This window comes from Stenotrophomonas sp. STEN033, assembly GCF_056856655.1.
This window is the reverse complement of record NZ_JBXFWM010000006.1, coordinates 20,944-40,221: the sequence shown is the minus strand read 5'-3', so window position 1 is coordinate 40,221 and position 19,278 is coordinate 20,944. Positions and strand designations below refer to the sequence as shown.

General features: G+C 61.5%; 20 protein-coding genes. 11 read left to right on the top strand and 9 right to left on the bottom strand.

All coding sequences use genetic code 11. From position 1 onward, the window contains the following. The first annotated feature begins 1,403 nt into the window (after nucleotides 1-1,403). The gene (locus AC1VXC_RS03715; RefSeq protein WP_481538057.1) at nucleotides 1,404-1,757 is read left to right on the top strand and encodes a hypothetical protein; all 354 of its coding nucleotides are present in this window, start codon (nucleotides 1,404-1,406) and stop codon (nucleotides 1,755-1,757) included. Between the two features lie 995 nt (nucleotides 1,758-2,752). On the opposite strand, the gene AC1VXC_RS03710 is transcribed toward AC1VXC_RS03715, so the two are convergent. Further along, nucleotides 2,753-3,127 carry a helix-turn-helix domain-containing protein gene (locus AC1VXC_RS03710; protein ID WP_481538056.1) on the bottom strand — a complete coding sequence of 125 codons (375 nt, stop codon included), beginning with the start codon at nucleotides 3,125-3,127 and terminating at the stop codon, nucleotides 2,753-2,755. Nucleotides 3,128-3,257: 130 nt separating this feature from the next. Between AC1VXC_RS03710 and AC1VXC_RS03705 the strand changes: the two genes are divergently transcribed. The 9 genes from AC1VXC_RS03705 (at nucleotide 3,258) to AC1VXC_RS03665 (ending at nucleotide 8,874) form a co-directional block, all read left to right on the top strand. Beyond that, nucleotides 3,258-3,410 (top strand): hypothetical protein, encoded by a 153-nt coding sequence (locus AC1VXC_RS03705; RefSeq protein WP_481538055.1) that lies wholly within the window; start codon nucleotides 3,258-3,260, stop codon nucleotides 3,408-3,410. After that, a complete protein-coding gene (locus AC1VXC_RS03700; RefSeq protein WP_481538054.1) occupies nucleotides 3,407-3,565 on the top strand; it encodes a hypothetical protein in 159 nt (52 codons plus the stop codon). Before AC1VXC_RS03705 ends, AC1VXC_RS03700 begins: the two co-directional genes overlap by 4 nt. Next, nucleotides 3,558-4,667 (top strand): replication initiation factor domain-containing protein, encoded by a 1,110-nt coding sequence (locus AC1VXC_RS03695; RefSeq protein WP_481538053.1) that lies wholly within the window; start codon nucleotides 3,558-3,560, stop codon nucleotides 4,665-4,667. The genes AC1VXC_RS03700 and AC1VXC_RS03695 overlap by 8 nt, the downstream gene beginning before the upstream one ends. Before the next feature lie 73 nt (nucleotides 4,668-4,740). Beyond that, the gene (locus tag AC1VXC_RS03690) at nucleotides 4,741-5,025 is read left to right on the top strand and encodes a hypothetical protein (RefSeq protein ID WP_481538052.1); all 285 of its coding nucleotides are present in this window, start codon (nucleotides 4,741-4,743) and stop codon (nucleotides 5,023-5,025) included. Between the two features lie 229 nt (nucleotides 5,026-5,254). Next, nucleotides 5,255-5,476 (top strand): hypothetical protein, encoded by a 222-nt coding sequence (locus AC1VXC_RS03685; RefSeq protein ID WP_481538051.1) that lies wholly within the window; start codon nucleotides 5,255-5,257, stop codon nucleotides 5,474-5,476. Between the two features lie 142 nt (nucleotides 5,477-5,618). Further along, nucleotides 5,619-7,034, top strand: a complete 1,416-nt coding sequence (locus tag AC1VXC_RS03680; RefSeq protein ID WP_481538050.1) for a hypothetical protein — start codon at nucleotides 5,619-5,621, stop codon at nucleotides 7,032-7,034. 1 nt (nucleotide 7,035) lies between these two features. Beyond that, nucleotides 7,036-7,326: a hypothetical protein gene (locus AC1VXC_RS03675; protein WP_482995004.1), complete on the top strand. Its 291-nt coding sequence runs from the start codon at nucleotides 7,036-7,038 to the stop codon at nucleotides 7,324-7,326. Then, nucleotides 7,326-8,492 carry a zonular occludens toxin domain-containing protein gene (locus tag AC1VXC_RS03670; RefSeq protein ID WP_482995003.1) on the top strand — a complete coding sequence of 389 codons (1,167 nt, stop codon included), beginning with the start codon at nucleotides 7,326-7,328 and terminating at the stop codon, nucleotides 8,490-8,492. The genes AC1VXC_RS03675 and AC1VXC_RS03670 overlap by 1 nt, the downstream gene beginning before the upstream one ends. Nucleotides 8,493-8,529: 37 nt before the next feature. Then, nucleotides 8,530-8,874, top strand: coding sequence for a hypothetical protein (locus AC1VXC_RS03665; RefSeq protein WP_481540002.1), 345 nt, complete (start codon nucleotides 8,530-8,532; stop codon nucleotides 8,872-8,874). A gap of 56 nt (nucleotides 8,875-8,930) precedes the next feature. Here the strand turns inward: AC1VXC_RS03665 and AC1VXC_RS03660 are convergent, their stop codons facing one another. The 8 genes from AC1VXC_RS03660 to AC1VXC_RS03625 all read right to left on the bottom strand — a co-directional run bounded on the left by AC1VXC_RS03660 (nucleotide 8,931) and on the right by AC1VXC_RS03625 (nucleotide 17,989). After that, the gene (locus AC1VXC_RS03660; RefSeq protein ID WP_481540001.1) at nucleotides 8,931-9,317 is read right to left on the bottom strand and encodes a DUF3653 domain-containing protein; all 387 of its coding nucleotides are present in this window, start codon (nucleotides 9,315-9,317) and stop codon (nucleotides 8,931-8,933) included. 822 nt (nucleotides 9,318-10,139) lie between these two features. After that, nucleotides 10,140-10,877: a copper homeostasis protein CutC gene (locus AC1VXC_RS03655; RefSeq protein ID WP_313172035.1), complete on the bottom strand. Its 738-nt coding sequence runs from the start codon at nucleotides 10,875-10,877 to the stop codon at nucleotides 10,140-10,142. Further along, complete coding sequence (locus tag AC1VXC_RS03650) at nucleotides 10,874-11,881, bottom strand: glycosylasparaginase (protein WP_313172037.1); 1,008 nt, start codon at nucleotides 11,879-11,881, stop codon at nucleotides 10,874-10,876. Before AC1VXC_RS03650 ends, AC1VXC_RS03655 begins: the two co-directional genes overlap by 4 nt. Before the next feature lie 23 nt (nucleotides 11,882-11,904). After that, entirely contained in the window at nucleotides 11,905-12,951 is a 1,047-nt protein-coding gene (locus tag AC1VXC_RS03645) for a glucokinase (RefSeq protein WP_313492846.1), read from the bottom strand. An 89-nt stretch (nucleotides 12,952-13,040) separates the two neighbouring features. Next, nucleotides 13,041-13,427, bottom strand: a complete 387-nt coding sequence (gene crcB / locus AC1VXC_RS03640; protein WP_313172041.1) for a fluoride efflux transporter CrcB — start codon at nucleotides 13,425-13,427, stop codon at nucleotides 13,041-13,043. Nucleotides 13,428-13,463: 36 nt separating this feature from the next. Next, entirely contained in the window at nucleotides 13,464-14,759 is a 1,296-nt protein-coding gene (locus tag AC1VXC_RS03635; protein ID WP_481539431.1) for a replication-associated recombination protein A, read from the bottom strand. A gap of 128 nt (nucleotides 14,760-14,887) precedes the next feature. Then, nucleotides 14,888-15,526: an outer membrane lipoprotein periplasmic chaperone LolA gene (lolA, locus tag AC1VXC_RS03630; RefSeq protein WP_313172045.1), complete on the bottom strand. Its 639-nt coding sequence runs from the start codon at nucleotides 15,524-15,526 to the stop codon at nucleotides 14,888-14,890. Between the two features lie 93 nt (nucleotides 15,527-15,619). Then, entirely contained in the window at nucleotides 15,620-17,989 is a 2,370-nt protein-coding gene (locus AC1VXC_RS03625) for a DNA translocase FtsK (protein ID WP_481539430.1), read from the bottom strand. A 289-nt stretch (nucleotides 17,990-18,278) separates the two neighbouring features. Here AC1VXC_RS03625 and trxB point away from each other — a divergent pair, with 289 nt between their 5' ends. Beyond that, complete coding sequence (gene trxB / locus AC1VXC_RS03620) at nucleotides 18,279-19,247, top strand: thioredoxin-disulfide reductase (RefSeq protein ID WP_313172049.1); 969 nt, start codon at nucleotides 18,279-18,281, stop codon at nucleotides 19,245-19,247. Nucleotides 19,248-19,278: the final 31 nt, after the last annotated feature.

The following is a 19,278-nucleotide window of genomic DNA, read 5'->3' as shown; positions in this document are numbered from 1 at the left end:
TGCGTGCCGCGCTGAGCGGCGACACTGAATCCTTGCGGTTGGTCTTTGGCGAACAGACCGCACGGGGATGGGTGGAAATCGAGCACGGCGCGTATGCAGATTATTGTAGAGACGGAATTTTGAGTCGCGTCGGTTTGAAGTCAGCGGGCATCAGCGGCCATGTTCGTTACTGGCCAATAGCGGGCACGTGGCAAGGCGGGGAATAGATTGATTTGTCGGGGGTAGGGAAGGGCGGCTTCCGACCCGAAGTGAACACTTTGCCCGTAGCCCGATCGCTTCCCATCAAAACGCACTTCTAGCCGGACGATTTGGAATCGGGAGAGGGGGCAGGTTGCTCCAGCACTCGCCCACATTTGCCAGCAGCGGATCGTTACCCTGGGGCATAAAACGCGTGTATGCCAGACTCATCGCGTCGAGCTCAACGACAAGTCAGCGGTACAGGTCCGGGGCTTACTCGTCCTCGTCAATACCTTCTAGAAAAAATGGGCGGGCTCCCAACGCGGGAAGGAGACACAAGCCTGTTGATTGCAGTAGGATTCCTCCCGCCGCGCCGCGGCTGATGAGGATCGCATCGATGCGCGGATCACCGGTTGAATGGATGCTTGTGATCGCCGGGCTGCTGGGCGTGGCCGGATTTGCGATTTCGGATTTTCAACCCAGCAGTGGATTGTTGTTCGCAGCCGCAGTCATCGCGGTGCTAGTAGCCTTCTGGGCCGTACGGGCGCAGCCCAGATCCGAAGGGACTTACTCGCCCCTTCTAGGCAGGCGGAGGTTAGCGCGTTCGCCGTATGCTCCTATATGGGTGGTACTCCCCCTGGCATTGGTGGCCGGATGGGTTTTCACCGTCTACGGGGCGGGCATGATCCTAGCCTCCGCCGTCGGGGTCGAGCACACCCGAAGCGGGATCCTGATCTACAGCGCGAGACATGAGCCATCCGCGCGCTCGCGCCGACGTCCCTGCACAGTGCTCTCTGTTGTATTGAAGACAGAGCGTGGACCGGTGTACATCAGGCATTGCGATGCGTATCTGGCGGGTAACATCCTACCTGCTGGCATGGGCGTAACGTACCGCACGCGCGAATCGGCGCTTGGGCTGTTCGCTGATCGGGACCTCGCCTTGCGGCAGGTGGAGTCAGCTCTGGAGATGGCCAATCGTGCAGAGCAACAAGCGGCACGCGCCGCCGAACGACACTAGGTTTTGTGAGCAGGGCGATCATGTTCGGCATCCCTGGGCTGACCCGCGCTTACTTCTTCCTGAGTTTCTTCTTAGAGTTCGGCAAGGACTTGGATGCAGAAGCCGCTACGGCCTCTGCGTCAGCCGGTGCTGAGCCGGTCATGGTCTCTTTGATGCAGATGGGCGGTACGTGCGCAGAGAGGGCGAGGGCGGAGCCGGCAGCAAGCTTGTGGAGAAGGCCAAGCCGGACCCTTATGTCGAGCTGACGCCGGATCAACGGTATGTGGCAGAACTCAAGGATCTCGGCCGCGTAAAGCTTGCGGCTCGCGCAGAAATCGGCGGCCGCGTTCTTGGTTGGCTGGAGTGGATCGACGATTCCGGCGAATCGGTGGAATACCCGGTGCTGCCGCTGCTGGTGGGATTATTGGATACGCGCCCGGATAGGGTGCGGATGTTCTCCCGCAGAATCCGGCCAAGACGATCAGTGGCTACACGCCGCCCAACCAGCACGCCTTTATCAAGGTTTTTCCTGCAGGAAAATTTGCCCTGCAGGAAAACCTGCCCGGAAACCATTGTCCTGTAACGCTTTCCAAAAGTACCGATCGAGCACGACCTGGCATTTTTGGGGTTCTGATACTCTTCGCACGGGCGCAGGGGGCGCTCGCTGCGTAGTTATCGCTATGAAGGAATACAGGTTCGCGCTGGCGTTATCGCTGATCGTTTTGGGGTTTACCCAAGAAGCGCTGTCTCAGACCATGAAAAGCGCGACTGGTCGCAGTGAGCCGCGCATCACCAGCTCGCCGACAGCGGCTTACAACTCGATGGGAAAGACCACGACACCCTTCAACTGCGAGCAGTATCGGGCGCATCCTCATCCATCGATGAAGGGATTTTGCGACGGGTTGGAGGCCAGTACGCTGCAATCGGAGGCCCGTCGAGCTGGTAGGCCCGGGCCTAGTAGCGAGGTCATAGAGTTACCCAGCATGGGGTCTCAGGCCGCGAAATCATCAGGCTATGCCTGTATCGGAGGTCAAGCGATGCGGAAACTGCCGAATGGGTGGGCGCAGGTCTCGTCGCCTAATGGCGGCTGGCAGCGTTGCCGGGAGCAGTGATTGGGGTGCAGGGGCATTGCCCCTGCAGTAGCGCTGTTATCCGGCGCGGGTTCCGAAGTGGCGTTCCCGCCATTCGTCCACGACAACGACCTTGACCATCGACTGCTGACGGGCCTTTCGGGTAGCGTTCCTTTTACGTGTCGCGTCACGTAAATCAGAGGCATCAGCGCGCCAGAGCAGGCCACGCAGCCGGCGCTCTGGGATACGTTCGCCGGACGGTGCCACCAGGTCACGGCCAGCCAGTCGCCATCCAGCCCAAGGTCCGTGGAGCTCGACATGGTTCTCGATGACGTGCCTGTGGTGCGCAGATGCACACGCATTCGGGCATTGTTCGCCGGTCGGCCAGCATGGCGGCCTGCGGTCAATGTTGTAGCTGTCACTCATGCGTCAATTTCCCCCTGATCCTTAGGAGGCCGGGATGGTAGGTGAGATGAGATCCAAAGCCAGATCCAGCGCAGGCGCTTCATTACGCCATTTCGCATAATGTATAAACGGTGGGCGCTTGATGGCCCATTTCCGCCGCGTGAGCGCGCCCAGGGGAGGCGAACCCGACCCCTATCGCTAGGGCAATAGCGGCTGCGCTCAACTTCCGCGCAATCTGTTCCCAGCGCGTCTTAGCTTCCCCTTCGGTTCTCGCTGCCTGGGCTATAGCGAGCCACTTATCGGCGTTCTCCCCGGCCATCCGCGCCAGCGCCAACACGTCGCCATCGGTGGGAACCTTCTTCCCAGATTTCCAATTGGTAATCAATTGCTTGGAGCGATCCAAGCGTTCGCTGATGTCCGTGTACGTGGCTCCAGTTCGCTTGCGTGCCGCTTCGATCAGGTCAGCGATGGTATCCATGAGTATTCCCGTGGGTTGACTTTCGTTTCCCCGTCAGGATACTGCCGCCTTGTATTCCGCAGGGGATACCCCGCCCCGGTCTCCCCTAGAGCCGGGAGCGGGTCTCTAGGGTAGGGGAGGGGATACACGCATGACCGACTTTGTCCGGCAACTCGCTGGTTATCCGCTCTGGAAGCTTTACCGCGCTCGCAAGGGTTGGGCTAAGTCCGGCAACCCGGATCTGGTTGCTCTCGCCAATGAGGTGATTGATATCCGCATCCAGCGCATCGGCGGTGCCAATTGATCGCTGTTCTCCTCTTCCTGGCATTGGCCACCACCTGTATCGGCGGCGCCCGCCTGGTTGCTGCCGTCCTCGATTACCGCGACGCCCGCAGGCTTGCCGCTTTCCGCGCTGAACAACTGGTTGCCGCTGCGCGCCTGCAGGTGCTCCGTGGCTGATTCCCTGGGCATGACCATCACTGACCGCGAGCGCGCCTTCTGGGGCCGTTCTGGTGCCGTAGAACACCCCTTTTCACCGGCCACCATCTGCAATCAGGACGACGACACAGGCCCGGCGCAGCCGGGTGGCCCGAGCAGTAACACGGGCCAAAAGTCTCCGAAGGTCAGCAGTCTCACGGCCCCGATAATCGATTTCTGCACTTTGGTTCTGGACTCTGAAAAGGCCATCAAGACCTTCCGGAAGATGCACGCTTCGGAAGTGCTGTCCTACGTGTTCGGCACCTCGCGCTCGATCATCTGCGGCCCGATCGCAGAGAAGCTTTGGAATTTCCGCTACGAATACAGCGCAACGCTGATCGACGAAACCTCAACCATCTGCGGAAAAATCGGCATCACCAAGGATGGCGAGTACTGCATCAGCCTGACAGGGCAGGGATGCCAGCACGTTTCCAACTGGCGCTACGTCGAGCGCATCGCAACCGACCTCGACGCCCATCTCACGCGCCTGGACATCGCCGTAGATGACCTGACCGGCGAAACCTTCGATATCCATCACTTCCACGATCTCTATCTACAGGGCGATTTCACTATGAACGGCCGTCCTCCTGAGGGTCGCTGGGTCGATGACATGGGCAGTGACAAGGGCTGCTCCCTGTACGTCGGCCAGAAGGGCCACAAGCAGCTCAACGTGTACGAAAAAGGCAAGCAGCTTGGTGACCCCGAGAGCGGTCACACCCGTTGCGAATTGCGCCTGTACGCGAAGCGTTTTGATCTTCCCCTGGATGCGCTCAGCAATCCCGGCAAGTACTTCGGCGCTGCGTACCCGATGTTGGCTGCGTTTGTCATCGGCGAGTGCGAACGCCTGCAGCTCAAGGAACGCATGGTCAATGCCTCTGCGAAGGCAATGCTGCGCTTCCTGCACACGCAAGCAGGTACGCCCATCCAGCTTGTTCTGGATGCCCTGGGCGAAGAAAGAGGCATCGCTTTAATTCAGCAGTATGTCGCCCGGCCCGGTCGCCCTGGTCGATTCAAAGCTGTAACTGGTGACCTCCATGGCCTAGTCCGAACCCAGCTCGCTGAGTACTTGGACAACGCCGCATAGGCACCGTGTCGCTTGCGGCGCGGGGCCATTTCGTAACACCTCACTTTATCCATTCAATCCGAGGATCTATCCGATGAAAGTCACGATCACCAGCAAGGACGTACAGGAAAAGCGTTGGGAGAAGGGCGGTCGCTCCGGCACCATCCGCACGCAGGAAGCCATCGCCGAATGCCCCAAGTTCCGCCAGCGCATCAAGCTTGACCTGGGCAGCTCCATCGCCCACGAGCCCGGCGAATACACCGTCGATCTGGAGGACTCGCTGGTGGTCAATCAGTTCGGCGATCCCAAGCTGGGGCGTCTTGTCCTGGTTCCCGTCGCGGCCAAGGCTGCCGCCGCTCCCGTCGCACGTACGGCCTGACCCATGGCCGATGACACCGTTTTGGTTGCGTACTGCAAGGCGCAGGACTACGACGCGTCGACCGGTGTCTGTAGTGCTGTTTTCTTCGGTCCCGCATCGAGTTTTCCGCCGCCTCTCGATGTGGGCGAGGGCCTCCTGATCAGTGCTGCAATCGTGGGCGCTTGGTCAGTGGGTTACATGATCCGGCAAGCCCGCCGGGCATCAGGTGGCTAATTTCAAGGAGTTTGCTATGCGACGTTTCTTCAACCTGCCGGCTCGCGCCAAGCAGATCGCCCAGGGCGCTTCCGCTCTGGCCCTCACCGCAATGGTTGCACCGGCCTTCGCTGGTGATCTGGCCAGCGCCGTCACGGAAGGCATCGACAAGGCCGAGCTGATGTTGATCGGTGCTGCTGTCCTGGCACTGGCAGGCGTCATCGCCCTGATTCGTGCGGGCAAGAAGGCTGCGGCCTAAACCGCAAGTGGCAGGGGTAGGGCGGGGAAACCCGCCCTTTCCTTTTTGTAACGAATCACTAAAAGGGGTGTGCTATGGCTTACGCAGGTTACTTCGTCATGATCGGAATGCTGGGGGCTGTGTGGCTCGCGCTCGATTCGTGATGGCTCACATCTGCAGAATCGCCCAGGGCGTTCGGTTTGCTTCGATCGCCCTGTTTGCTGCGCTATTAATGCTCGTTATTGAGCCTGCGCATGCCGCCGTTTATCCCGATCAGGGCTCTGCTTACAGTGCATGCAACGCTTCCAACGCCGATACCCTCGCGCGCCTTAAAAGCAGCACTGATCCTGTCTCTGCTCAAAAATTCACTGGCAAGTGCGTTGTCGGTTCCGGTCAGTCGCCGCAGTTGGGCCGCTACACCTCGCAGATCCTTTACGGCGGCGGTTACTACGCAAATTACGGTGATTTCGATTACGGCAAGGACAACACCTGTCAGACGCGCGGCGATTGGAACGGGCCTTATCCCTATCTCTCTGGCGGCATTCCCCGTAATGGATCCGTTACCTGCAACGATGGTTGCAAACAAGCTTGGTACTCCACCGGCGATGGATACTTCAACGGCAAATACACGTCTGTAGCTGGCACATGCAGCAACTACGATGACGCAAAGTGCAAGAATGATTTCGGCAGCGGCTACTACTTCAATAGCGCCATGTCGTCTTGCGAGCCAGAGGAAGGCAAGTGCAAGGATGGTGCTGAGCAGAACTCACAGGGCCAATGCAAGCCTGAACCATGCCCGGAAGGTAAAGTTCAAAATGCTGATGGATCCTGCGAAAACAAAAAGAATGAGTGTCCCGCTGGCAACGTAAAAGCGCCTAGCGGTGAGTGCTTGCCCGGCGACGGTCAATGTGCGGCAGGCGAAGCCAAGGGCAAGGATGGCACCTGCAAGCGCGACAGCAATGGTGATGGGAAGCCTGATAGCGAAGAGGGCGACGATGATCCGAATAAGGATTCTGCGTCGGGTGGTGAGAACTGCTCATCTCCACCAACTTGCAACGGTAATCCGGTCATGTGTTTGCAGCTGCGCACGCAATGGCGCATCGACTGCAATACACGCCGTGATCGTAATGTCACTGGTGGCTCATGCGGTGCTATGCCTGTCTGTGTCGGCAAGGACTGCGATGCTACTGAGCATGCCCAGCTGATCCAACAATGGAAATCCGCTTGTACGCTGGAAAAACTGGCTAACAAGAGCGGCAACGGTGATGGTGACGGTGGCCAACCTGAGTGGACCAAAGTTGGCGGCATGGGCCAGGACCCGGGTTCGGGTGAAACCGCCCAAGATGCCCCTAAGGTCCACAACAAAAAATTCGACACTGGCGACTTGGATCAGAGCGGATTCGGTGGCGGCAGCTGTATCGGTTTTGCTTCCAGTGGCGGACAAGGCGTCAGCTCCGGCTTCCTTGCCACGCTCGCATCACCGCCGCCTATTTGGTGCAACTACATCAGCGCGTTGAAGGCAATCTTCATTCTGTGCGGCGCTGTGGCCTCAGTCTTTATCCTCGCTAGGAGCGCTTGATATGCCCATGATTATTGGAGCGTTGGTCACGCTGTTGATCAATGCGTTGCGCCAGTGGCTCCCTGGCATCCTTGGCCGCGTCTTGCTCGCCTTCGGCATCGGCTTGTTCACTCATGAGGTGGCTTTGCCTGCCCTCAAATCCTTCATCCAGTCCAAGCTGCCCGCGCTCGGCTCCGTTGGTGTCGCCTACTGGGACGCCACCGGCATCGGGATCATGGTCACCATGATCCTGTCCGCGATCGCTGCCGCGAAGGCGCAGAAGGTCATCCTTTCCAAGCTCGGGAGCAACTGATGGCGCTTTACCTGGTAACCGGCCAGCCTGGCCACGGCAAGACCGCTTACGCCCTGGATAAGGCGTTTGAGTTCAAGAAGCAGGGAAGGGAGGTCTACGCTCACGGCATCAAGGACTTTGACTTCGCCAAGGCGGGCATGCACTTCTTGGAGGATCCCACCAAGTGGCAGGATCTGCCTGACGGCTCCGTTATCCTCCTGGATGAGTGCTACACGGTTTTTCCGAACCGCAACCCTGGTGCCAAGGTTCCCGACCATGTGGAGGCGATGGCGCGCCATCGTCACCGTGGTTTCGACTTCATTCTCATCGCGCAGCAAGGCCTGCAGCTGGATCCGTTCCTGCGCGGCCTCTATGAGGAGCACTGCCACGTCCGGCAGACGTCGATCATCAAGAGCAAGACCAAGCTCAAGCGCTGGAACCAATACCAGGGCAATGTCCAGGGCGCTTGTAATGACGTTTTGGACTGGGTGCGGCCGAAGTACGTCTTCGACTACTACACCAGCACCACGCTTGTTACGACGAAGCGCCGCCTGCCGATGTGGCTCGTTTGGCTTGGTTGCGGCGTCCTGGCATTGATCCTTCTCCTGCTCGGTTTGAAGTGGAACTTTGACCGCAGAATTGAAGGTTTCGAAGCCGAGAAGGCAGCCGCTGGATACTCGGTACTGAATGCCCCAACCGCCCCCGGAGGGACGACCGGGGCGGGTGGGGCATCACCACAGCGCACGTATGCAACTCCGACGGATTACGCCAAGGCGCATCTACCGCGCTTCGCTTCGATGCCCGAGACCGCCCCCATCTTCGATGAGCGCGCTCCTGTGTCGCAGCCTGCGCTCTACTGCATGTCGTCTATGCCTGTGCCTGGTGATGATCGCGAAGCGTCGTGCACGTGCATAACGGAGCAGGGCACCAAGTACGACATAAGCCAGCCGGAATGCCGCACCCTGGCGCGTTTCGGCCCTGTCTATAACCCGTACAAGGCACCCAAGGTGGAGATGGCCATGGTGGCTCCTGTGGCCGTTCCTGCCGCGCCTGCGCGATCTGCTGCTGCCGGTGTGCCAGGTTCGGTTATTGGCCGCTCTCAGCGAGCGCACGGCACGTTTCCAGAGAACGAGGCCTATCAGTCGCAGAGCTACAGCACGATCCAGCCGCGGCCCGGCTTCATGTAATGCGTAACGCGTTACATAAATAATCAAGGGGATAGAAATGCGAGACATCAACGATCCGGGCACGCTTGAATTGCTGCCACCCAAACGCGGTCGTCCTTGCCTGGACAACGACCAGGGCCCGATGACTGCGGCTCAGCGCCAGGCGCATTATCGCCAGCGCAAGTCCAAGGATCTGCGGCTACTCAGCTCGGTGGCTGTCAGGGAGACTGCCTATGTGCGTCAGCAGTCGGATTCCGACATTCTGGCCATCCTGCGTAAAGACCTGGCGTTTCTTGGCTACGTATCGGGCACCGTCGCTGCCAAGCGGTGCAACACGTCGGGTATCGCCAAGCGTGTTTCTGCCCTGGTTGCCGAGCTGGCCAGACGTTACCCACAAACGTAACGCGTCACGTAATTACGGGGTGCAGGGGCGTTGCCCCTGCGGTGACGCTCCACGCTTTACCCGCGCCCAGGGCGTTTCGGCCCCAGCTGATCCCGGTCTGTCATTCCGGGTTCGGCGAACCTGGCATCGCGACCTCCTGATAACCGCTTTTCCTGCCGTCGACGGAGCACGTCCTGCAGATAGATCACGTGGCCACCTGGTACGCCGGCATTGGAAACCGTTGCAGCACAAGGATTTTCGGGCAGCGCCGATCGAGAAACAGGATCTCTCGCCGCGGCCATCATCGATCGCCATTCCCTGGCAATGTTGCAGGTCAGCGACCACCAGACCATGTCTTCGGGAAAGAGCGTGTGGCCTTCGGGCGTCCACATGTGGCCGCCCTGGAAACCAAAACCGGCCCAGGGGCCGGTTAGTTCGATACGTTCATGCGGGTCGTGCTTCATGCCTCGATTTCGTCCTTGCGGGGTGGACGAGGTGGCAGGCAAGAGGTGATCCAGAGCCAGACCCAACGGATCCGCCGATAGGCAATTTCGCATAATGTATATTATGTTCAAAAGAGTTCCATGAAAGATCCGAAGGCTCCCTGTGGCCCGGCGCCTTTTTTTCGCAACGAGCGCCCTGACTTCGTGCTGGAACTGCGGCCGTATGTATTCGTTTCCTGCGAAGTCCGCATCAGAACAGCTCCTGTCGCCATTCCCAAGGTTTGGTTTGCAGTACTTTGCCGATCCTCTGTGAGGCACATGCTCTGAAGGACGACATCTTTCGCCACTGGCGCGGCTCGTTTATCCCCGGCCGTGTCGATGCATGTAGCCCTGTTTGAATCCTTGAAATCTGGCCTGCCCAGTAGCCGAGAACGCGCCAGATTTGAAGTCATGGCCTTGCGGTCTGTGGGCGTGAGCCGTCCTTGTTGAAGCTATTGCGGATCCAATGCTTATTTAGTGACTCGTCACGATTAAATGCCAGCTGGCAGCTGAAGCAACGCTGTGAGCAGTAGCCTGCAGGCGTGTTGAAGAGTTCCAATTCAGTACCGTGCGTTCGACTTGGTTGACAGCCGCCACGGTCGCATGAAGGTCAGAGCCTCGATCAGCTAAGGTCGGCTGTGGGCAAGAGAAGCCTGACTTCGTATTTAAAGTGACGCGTCACCTTAACAAGAGATTGAATGGATATTGATCCGGCCAGGTGCGGCTCCGCTGACAGTCGTCCATCGATACGCACAATTAAAGTGTTACGTCACTTTAATTGATCAGGTGCCAGCACACGCAGCTTCAGCTGATGGCATCCAAGGCCTGCCGCAGGGCACCGACCAGGTCGGCCTGAGTCTGGATCCAGTCGTTTTCCAAACCCTTGAGTGCCGGGTTTTGATACGCCATCCCTGATCGCTGTCTGCTCTTGGCCGATGCATGCAGCTGCAGGCAGCCCGATTGCTGCGCAACCTCTGCAATGTTTTGGGGGTTCAACCCAGCCCCGGCCATCAACTGCAGGCGCGATCCGGCTTGTTTGACCAGCTTGGCAAGCGTTGCGCTACCTTCGGCGGCATCGGCATGGCCCCCCGAACTGAGGATGCGTTTGATGCCAAGCTCAACTATCTGTTCCAGCGCTGCAGGTAGATCGCGTGCCGCGTCGAATGCGCGATGAAAGGTGATGTCCAGCGGCCCGGCAACACGAACGAGTTCGCGACACAGCGCTACATCTATCTCGCCGTCTGCATCCAGTGCCCCTATGACCACCCCGTCGCAGCCCAACTGCCGACAATGGGCAATGTCCCGCAGCATGATCTCCGTTTCCATCGATCCGTAATGAAAGTCACCCGGACGCGGTCGTATCAATACGTATAACGGAATGTGCAGACGGTCACGCGCTACTGCAATGCTACCGAAGGACGGTGTCGTGCCGCCCTGCTCCAGGTTTTCGAACAGCTCAACGCGGTTGGCCCCACCTTGCTGAGCTGCTACGGCCGACATTGTCGAATTGCAGGCGATTTCCAGCAGATATGGCGAACTCATGCCTGGGTGCTCGTGTACACCGAAGCTGATTCGAGCAACGCATCCTGCTTGCTGCTGTCGCACACGGCGTAGACGAAGCCACGATGCAGCGCATACGCGCCAACTTCGCCACGGCGGTTCATTGCCAGGAAACAGACCTGCAAGGTACGGCTGGCTTCGGGGCGTTTACGTACTACACGCTGGATGGCTTCACGGCAGGCTTCCGCCGGCGTACGGCCTTGCCGCATCAATTCGACCACCAGGAAGGAGGCCGCATTGCGGATCATTTCCTCACCCATGCCGGACGCCGTGGCTGCCCCTACTTCGTTGTCGACGTACAGGCCGGCGCCGATGATCGGGCTGTCGCCGACGCGGCCATGCATCTTGAAGGCCATACCACTGGTGGTGCAGGCACCGGCCATCTCGCCCTTGGCGTCGATGGCGATCATCCCCAGCGTGTCGTGGTTGTCCTTGTCGCCGGGAATACCGCGACGCTCGGCGTTGATCTGCGGCGCGTAGTGCTCGGTCTTCAACCACTCGCGCCAGGCTTTCTCTGCTTCCGGCGTCAGCAGATTGCGGCGTTCATGTCCTTGCTGCACGGCAAATTGTTGGGCGCCCTCCCCCACCAGCATGACGTGCGGGGTCTTCTCCATCACCGCGCGGGCGACGGTGATCGGGTGCAGGATATCGGCCAATGCCGCCACCGAGCCGCAGCGACCATCGCCAGCCATGATGCTGGCGTCCAGGCTCAGTACGCCATCGCGATCAGGATTGCCGCAGCGACCGACAGTGGGGTTGCAGAGTTCGCTTTCCGCCCAGCGGGCGCCGGCTTCCACCGCATCCAGCGCATTGCCGCCGGCGGCCAGGATCTTCCATGCAGCCTGGTTGGCGCCGACGCCGAAGTCCCAGGTTGAAACCACGCGAGCGCCGCTGGCAGCTGCCGGCGACGCCAGCAGGCCGGGCGCAGCGCTGCCCAATGCACCGATAAGTGCGGACGATTGCAGGAACTGTCTGCGGGTACTCATGGCGGGAACCTCCTGGGTTGGGCTCAGCGTGCGGTGAGTTTGTCCACGTGCCAGGCAAGGGCACCGAGCACGCCGAGCTCGCCGTGTTCAACGCGCCAGACCGGTACGTGCCGCAACGCCTGTGACAAGCGGTCCTTGGCAAGGAAACGTTGCTGGAAGCCGCCTGCGTGCAGGAAATCACTGATATGACCAGTGATACCACCGGTCAAATAGACGGCGCGTGCACCGAAGGTCAGCGCCAGATCGCCAGCCAGGCTGCCCAGCCATGCGCAGAATACGTCAACGCTTTCTGTCGCCAATACATCGCTGCCGCTGCGTGCGGCAGCAACCAGTTCGGCTGGCGATTGCCATTGCGGGACGCTGCCGCGCAACTCGCACAAACAGGTGTAAAGCGTGATCAAGCCCGGACCAGACAGGATCCGTTCGTTGTCGATATGGGTGTATCGCCGCGACAGCAGGCGCAACACGTCCTGCTCCAGTGCGCTGGAACCAGCCAAGGCGGCGTGCCCTGCTTCGCTGGGCAGCACCGAAGGCTTTCCACCCGGCAGGTATACCGCCACGCCCAAACCGGTTCCTGGGCCGAGCACCACGGCTGGGCCAGGTGCTACCTGCTCGGGATCACCGCAGATCAGGTGCAGCGAATCGGCCTCGGCATGTGCCATCGCTTGAGCGACGGCGACAAAGTCGTTGATCAGCTCCAGCGTTTGCATGCCCGACTCGCGGCGGGTTGCCGCCAGCGATACCGGCCAGGCCAGATTGGTATTCAGCAGCGTATTGCCGTCACCATCGAGGACGCCGGCAATGGCGACGACCGCGTGCGCGATGGGGGGCGCATCGGTCTCGCGGGCCAGCCAGTCGGCGTAGTCGCGCAGGATCGCGGCAAGGCTGGGATGCTCGGCGCAGGTGTACTTGCGAAAGCCGCGGACGCTCAATGCGCCGTTGCCATCCAGGCGGGTCCAACCCAGGCGCGCATAGGTGCCGCCGACATCCGCACCGATGATGGCGCTGCCCGGTTCAGAATCCTGGATTGCTTTGCTGCGGGCCGCGTCATCCGACGCTGGTCTGCTCATTCGTGTGCCCGCTTTTGCTGCATGTCCAGGAAACGCTCAATTTGTGGTGGGCGCATGATGCGGTATCGACTGCGGCATTGAAAGCGACCTCAAGTCAGGTGCCGCAAAGCGCGCCAGGTCCACCAGCCCAGGGCGGTCATGGACAGCGAACCGATCAGATGCAGGCCAATGGTCAGCAGGCCCCAGCCCAGTTGTTGGCGCTGCAGCAGGTAGACCACTTCAGCGGAGAATGTGGAGAACGTGGTCAGCCCTCCCAACAGCCCCGTGACCACGAACAGCCGCCATTGCGGTGAGAGCTCGGGCCGGGTGGCGAAGAAAGCCAGTGCAAGCCCGATCACGTAGCCGCCCAGCAGGTTGGCGGTCAAGGTCCCGAGCGGCACCGTGTTGTGCACGGGGTTGAGCCAGAGGCTCAGTCCGTACCGCAGCCAGGCGCCGAGCGCTGCGCCAACGCCGATGGCCAGGAAAGAAAGCCACATGGGTTCAAGCTCCAGGCATTGGGTGGCGGATGGCGGTCATTTGCGCTGTGCGCGGGCCTGCTCGCGGGCGGTGCGCAGGCGATCAAGCTTGTCTTTCAACTTGATCTCCAGGCCGCGCTCGACCGGCTTGTAATAAACCTGTTCGCCCATGGCATCCGGGAACGCCGTCTGGTCCAGCGCGATACCGCCTTCGACGTCATGGTCGTACTGGTAGCCCTGGCCATAGCCCAGGGTCTTCATCAGGCGCGTGGGTGCGTTGCGCAGGTGCATCGGCACCGGCTGGGTGCCGTACTTGGCGATGTCGGCGCGGGCCGCATGCAAGGACATGTAGGCCGCGTTGGATTTGGCGGTACTGGCCAGGTACACGACCAGGTTGGACAGGGCGATATCGCCTTCCGGTGCGCCGATGCGGTCGTAGGCGTTCCAGACATTGATCGCCATTTCCAGCGCCCGCGGATCGGCCAGGCCCACGTCTTCCACCGCCATGATGGTCAGCCGACGCAACAGGTAGGACGGATCACAGCCACCATCGAGCATGCGCGCCAGCCAGTAGATGGCGCCGTCCGGGTTGGAGCTGCGCACCGACTTGTGCAGCGCCGAGATCTGGTCGTAGAACTGCTCGCCATTCTTGTCGAAGCGGCGGGTGCGGTCGGCCAATACCTGCAGCAGGGTTTCCGGGGTGATTTCACCGCCCTCGCCTGCGGCCAGTTCCGCGGCGATTTCCAGCAGGGTCAGGGCGCGGCGCACGTCGCCGTCGGCGGCGCGGGCTATCTCCAGCAGCGACTCGGCCGAGACCGTGATTTCCTGCTCGCCCAGCCCGCGCTCGGTATCTTCCAAGGCCCGCTGCAGCGCTTCCACCACGTCTTCGGGCGAGACCGACTCAAGTACGTGCACGCGACAGCGCGACAACAGTGCCGAGTTCAGCTCAAACGAAGGATTTTCGGTGGTCGCGCCGACAAAAATGATCGTGCCGCGCTCGATATGCGGCAGGAAGGCATCCTGCTGGGCCTTGTTGAAGCGGTGCACTTCGTCGACGAACAGCACCGTGCGTCGCCCTTCGGCGAAACGCTGCGCGGCTTCGGCCAGCACCTGGCGCACGTCGGGCAAGCCGGACAGCACGGCCGAGATGGCACGGAATTCGGCATCGGCATACTGGGCCAGCAGCAAGGCCAACGTGGTCTTGCCACAGCCCGGCGGGCCCCACAGGATCATCGAATGCACGCGCCCGGATTCGACCGCGCGGCGCAGCGCCGTGTTGGGTGCAAGCAAACGCTTCTGGCCGACCATCTCGTCCAGTGCACGCGGACGCATGCGCTCGGCGAGCGGACGCATATTGTCCCGGTCCGCTGTCAGCAGATCGGCGGGAGCTTCATCAAGAAAGATATTTCGGGATCTGGCCACGCCCACATTCTAGCAGCGTGGCCGCCCTGCCCCGGTCTCAAAAAACGGCGGCTCCGGGTTCAGCGTTCGCCGACCACGTCGACGTCCTTGCCCGGCACGAAACGGAAGGTGCCGGCGGCAAAGCTGGGGTTCTTCTTCCAGCCGCTGAAGTTGATGATGGTGCGTTGGCCCACCGCGTCGGTCAGTTCCATCCGCGACAGCGCGCCACCGGAGAAGCCCAGTGCAGCGACATCGAAGCTGGCCTGGGTATCGCGCTTGGGGGTGAGCGACAGCCACTGCATGCCGTCGCGCGGTGCGGCTTCCTCGCTGATGTCGTACTGCTGCTCCAGCAGCGCCGGGTTGATCAGGGCGGTGAGCGGATTGTTCTGCTCCTCGGTGCCCTGCGGGCTGACCCGGGCCTGCTCCAGGTCCGGCTCGTAAACCCACAGCTTGCTGCCGTCGGCGATGATCAGCTGTGGATGCGGACGGGTGTACTCCCAGCGGAACTGGCGCGGTGCCGACAGCGCCACGCGGCCGCTGGAGGATTCCTTGACCCGGCCACGTTGATCCACCACCTGCTGCGCGAACTGGCCATCGAGGCCGCGCAGGCCGCTGGTGAAGGACTTCAGGTCGTCGCGGGCGCCGGCATGGGCATCGGCGGCAAGGCCGGCGCAAGCCAGGGCAACAGCAAGAACGGAGTGGCGCAGGAATGCAGTCATGGCGGCTTGGAATGGTTGTGTCGTTGGTGAGGCAGAGTCTGCCTCTTGCAAACTGAATGGGCGGCAATCAATCGCTGAATGCTGCCCTTTCGTTCAGTGCTTGGGCGGCGGCGGAGCCAGCACGGTGCGGTCGCCGTTGTGTTCGGGCGCGGTGACCACGCCGGCCGCTTCCATTGCCTCGATCAGGCGCGCGGCGCGGTTATAGCCGATCTTCAGGCGACGCTGCACGCCGGAAATCGAGGCGCGGCGGGTTTCGGTGACGATACGCAGCGCCTCGTCGTACAGCGGGTCGGACTCGTCACCGCCCCCGCCGCTGGCTTCCGGCAGGCCGTTGGCCCCCACCACCACGCCATCGCCCATGGTCTGCACTTCGTCCAGCACGCCCTCGATGTAATCGGTGGGACCACTGGCCTTGAGGTGCTCGACCACGCGGTGCACTTCCTCGTCGGAGACGAAGGCGCCGTGCACGCGGTCCGGCATGGCTGTGCCCGGCGGCAGGTACAGCATGTCGCCGTTGCCCAGCAACGCTTCCGCGCCGGACTGATCGAGGATGGTGCGCGAGTCGATCTTGGAGCTGACCTGAAAGGCGATGCGGGTCGGGATATTGGCCTTGATCAGGCCGGTGATCACGTCCACCGACGGGCGCTGCGTGGCCAGGATCAGATGGATGCCGGCCGCGCGTGCCTTCTGCGCCAGGCGCGCGATCAGCTCTTCGACCTTCTTGCCGACAATCATCATCATGTCGGCGAATTCGTCGATGAAGATGACGATGAACGGCAGCGGTTCCAGCGGACGCGGCGCCTCGCCCATCTCCGGGTTGGGCTTGAACAGCGGGTCCATCAGCGGCTGGCCAGCGTCGATGGCGTCCTTCACCTTCTTGTTGAAGCCGGCCAGGTTACGCACGCCGACCGCGCTCATCAGCTTGTAGCGGCGCTCCATTTCGGCCACGCACCAACGCAGGCCGTTGCCGGCCTCCTTCATGTCGGTGACCACCGGCGCCAGCAGGTGGGGGATGCCCTGGTAGACGCTGAGCTCCAGCATCTTCGGGTCGATCATCAGCATGCGCAGGTCTTTCGGACTGGCCTTGTACAGCAGGCTCAGCACCATCGCGTTGACCGCAACGGACTTGCCCGAGCCGGTGGTACCGGCCACCAGCAGGTGCGGCATGCGCGCCAGGTCGGCCACGCTGGGGCGGCCGGCGATGTCCTTGCCCAGAGCCAGCGTCAACACGCTGGCCGACTTGTCGTATTCCTTGGAGCGCAGCAGCTCGGACAGGAAGATCATCTCGCGGGTGACGTTGGGGATTTCCAGGCCGATCACCGACTTGCCCGGAATCACATCAACCACACGCACCGACTTGACCGACAGGCCGCGGGCGATGTCCTTGTCCAGCGAACTGATCTGGCTGACCTTGATGCCCGGCGCCGGTTCGATCTCGAAACGGGTGATCACCGGACCCGGATAGGCGCCGACGACCTGCGCATCGATGCGGAAGTCCTTGAGCTTGAACTCGATCTGCCGCGACAGGGTCTCCAGCGTCTGTTCGTCGTAGCCCTTGGCTTGCGGTTTCGGGTCGTCGAGCAGGGCCAGCGGCGGGATGTCCGAGCCATCGCCATTGACGCCCTGGAACATCGGGATCTGCGTCTCACGCTTGGCACGGTCGCTCTTCTCTATGATCGGTGTGGGGCGCGGTTCGATCTTCACCGGCTCGCGCTTGGCGCGGACCTCGGCATCGACCTTGCGCACTTCCTCGCGTTCCTCACGCAGCACGCGGGCCTGCTGCCACTCATTGGCCTGTTCTTTCTTCTTGTTGAGCATCGGCCCCAGGGCCAACACCCACTTGCCGATTTTCTCCATCACCGCAAACCACGACAAACCGGTGGCCAAGGTGATCGAGGTCAACAACAGCACCAGCAGGAACAGATTGCTGCCCACCGGGCCAAAGCCGGTCTGCAGTGATTTGCCTACCAATACGCCCAAGCCACCACCGGCACGGGCGACATCACCCGGCGGCAGGCGCAGGTACAGGAAACCGGTGGCACCAATCAGGAAACCGACGATGCCGACCAGACGCAGCGCCGGGCCCAGATCATCCTGGCCGCGCTCGTCGGTCTTCTTCAGGCCGAACATGGCGATCCACGCCACCGCAGCCAGCATCACCGGGATCAGGTAGGCCACATAGCCAAACAGCTGGCGCAGCACATCGGCAATCCACGCGCCGACCTTGCCGCCCATGTTGTGTACGGGCGCAACCACCGAACCCGACTGTGACCAGCCCGGATCCGTTGGCGAATACGTGAACAGACTGGCCAGCAGGTACAGCAGCGCGGGCGCGATCGCGATCAGCGCCAGATCACGCCAGAGCTTTTGACGACGCGGATTGTCTACTGCTGCAGCCGCCGACTTGCGCGCATCAGCGGCAGCCTTGGGGCTTTTGTCGCGTTCCGGGACCTGTTTCGCCACCTTTGACCAGACCTTAAAAATGCACGGTTAGTGATTGATATTAAACGACAGATCGTCGGGTTTCACCCGCTTGCAGCGCATTGCGGTACGGCTGACAGACAGAAAACGTCAAAAAGCCGCCAGACAGCGGCGGCAGCAATGAAGGAAACAGCGGAGTTGTATCCAACGGGCCGCGCAGTTCCATTCACGTGCCTTGATTCACCGGGGTCCGACCGCCACTCTATTGGCTTGCCCGGACAGTTGCAGACTGCCGCGTTCGGGCCACCAATCCTGACTTTCGCGAGTATACATGAGCACTTCCAGCCTCCCGACCAAGCACACCCGCCTGTTGATCCTCGGCTCTGGCCCTGCCGGCTGGACCTCTGCCGTCTACGGCGCGCGCGCAAACCTGAAGCCGTTGGTCGTCACCGGCCTGCAGCAGGGCGGCCAGCTGATGACCACCACCGAGGTCGACAACTGGCCGGGTGATGCCCACGGCCTGATGGGTCCGGACCTGATGGCGCGCATGCAGGCGCATGCCGAGCGCTTCGAAACCGAAGTGGTGTTCGACCACATCCATACCGCCGACCTGTCCAAGCGCCCGTTCACCCTGACCGGTGACAACGCCCAGTACACCGCCGACGCGCTGATCATCGCCACCGGCGCCACCGCCAAGTACCTGGGCATTCCGTCCGAGGAAGCCTTCAAGGGCCGCGGCGTGTCTGCCTGCGCCACCTGTGACGGCTTCTTCTACCGCGACCAGGACGTGGTCGTGGTCGGCGGCGGCAACACTGCCGTTGAGGAGGCGCTGTACCTGTCCAATATCGCCCGCAAGGTTTACCTGGTCCACCGCCGCGACACCTTGAAGGCGGAAAAGATCATGCAGGACAAGCTGTTCGCCAAGGTCGCCGCCGGCAAGATCGAGACCGTGTGGCACCACCAGGTCGACGAAGTGCTGGGCAATGACGCTGGTGTCACCGGTGTGCGCGTGAAGTCCACCCTGGACGGCAGCACCCGTGATATCGAAGCCCACGGCTTCTTCGTCGCCATCGGCCACCAGCCCAACACCGAGTTGTTCACCGGTCAGCTGGCGATGAACAACGGCTACCTGGAAATCCGCTCCGGCCTGGGCGGCAATGCCACCATGACCTCGGTCGAAGGCGTGTTCGCCGCCGGCGACGTCGCCGACCAGCACTACCGCCAGGCCATCACCTCGGCCGGCTTCGGCTGCATGGCCGCACTGGACGCCGAGCGCTTCCTGGACGAAAAGGGCGCCTGAGCGCCCCGCTCCGCCTGCCTGCCATGGACAA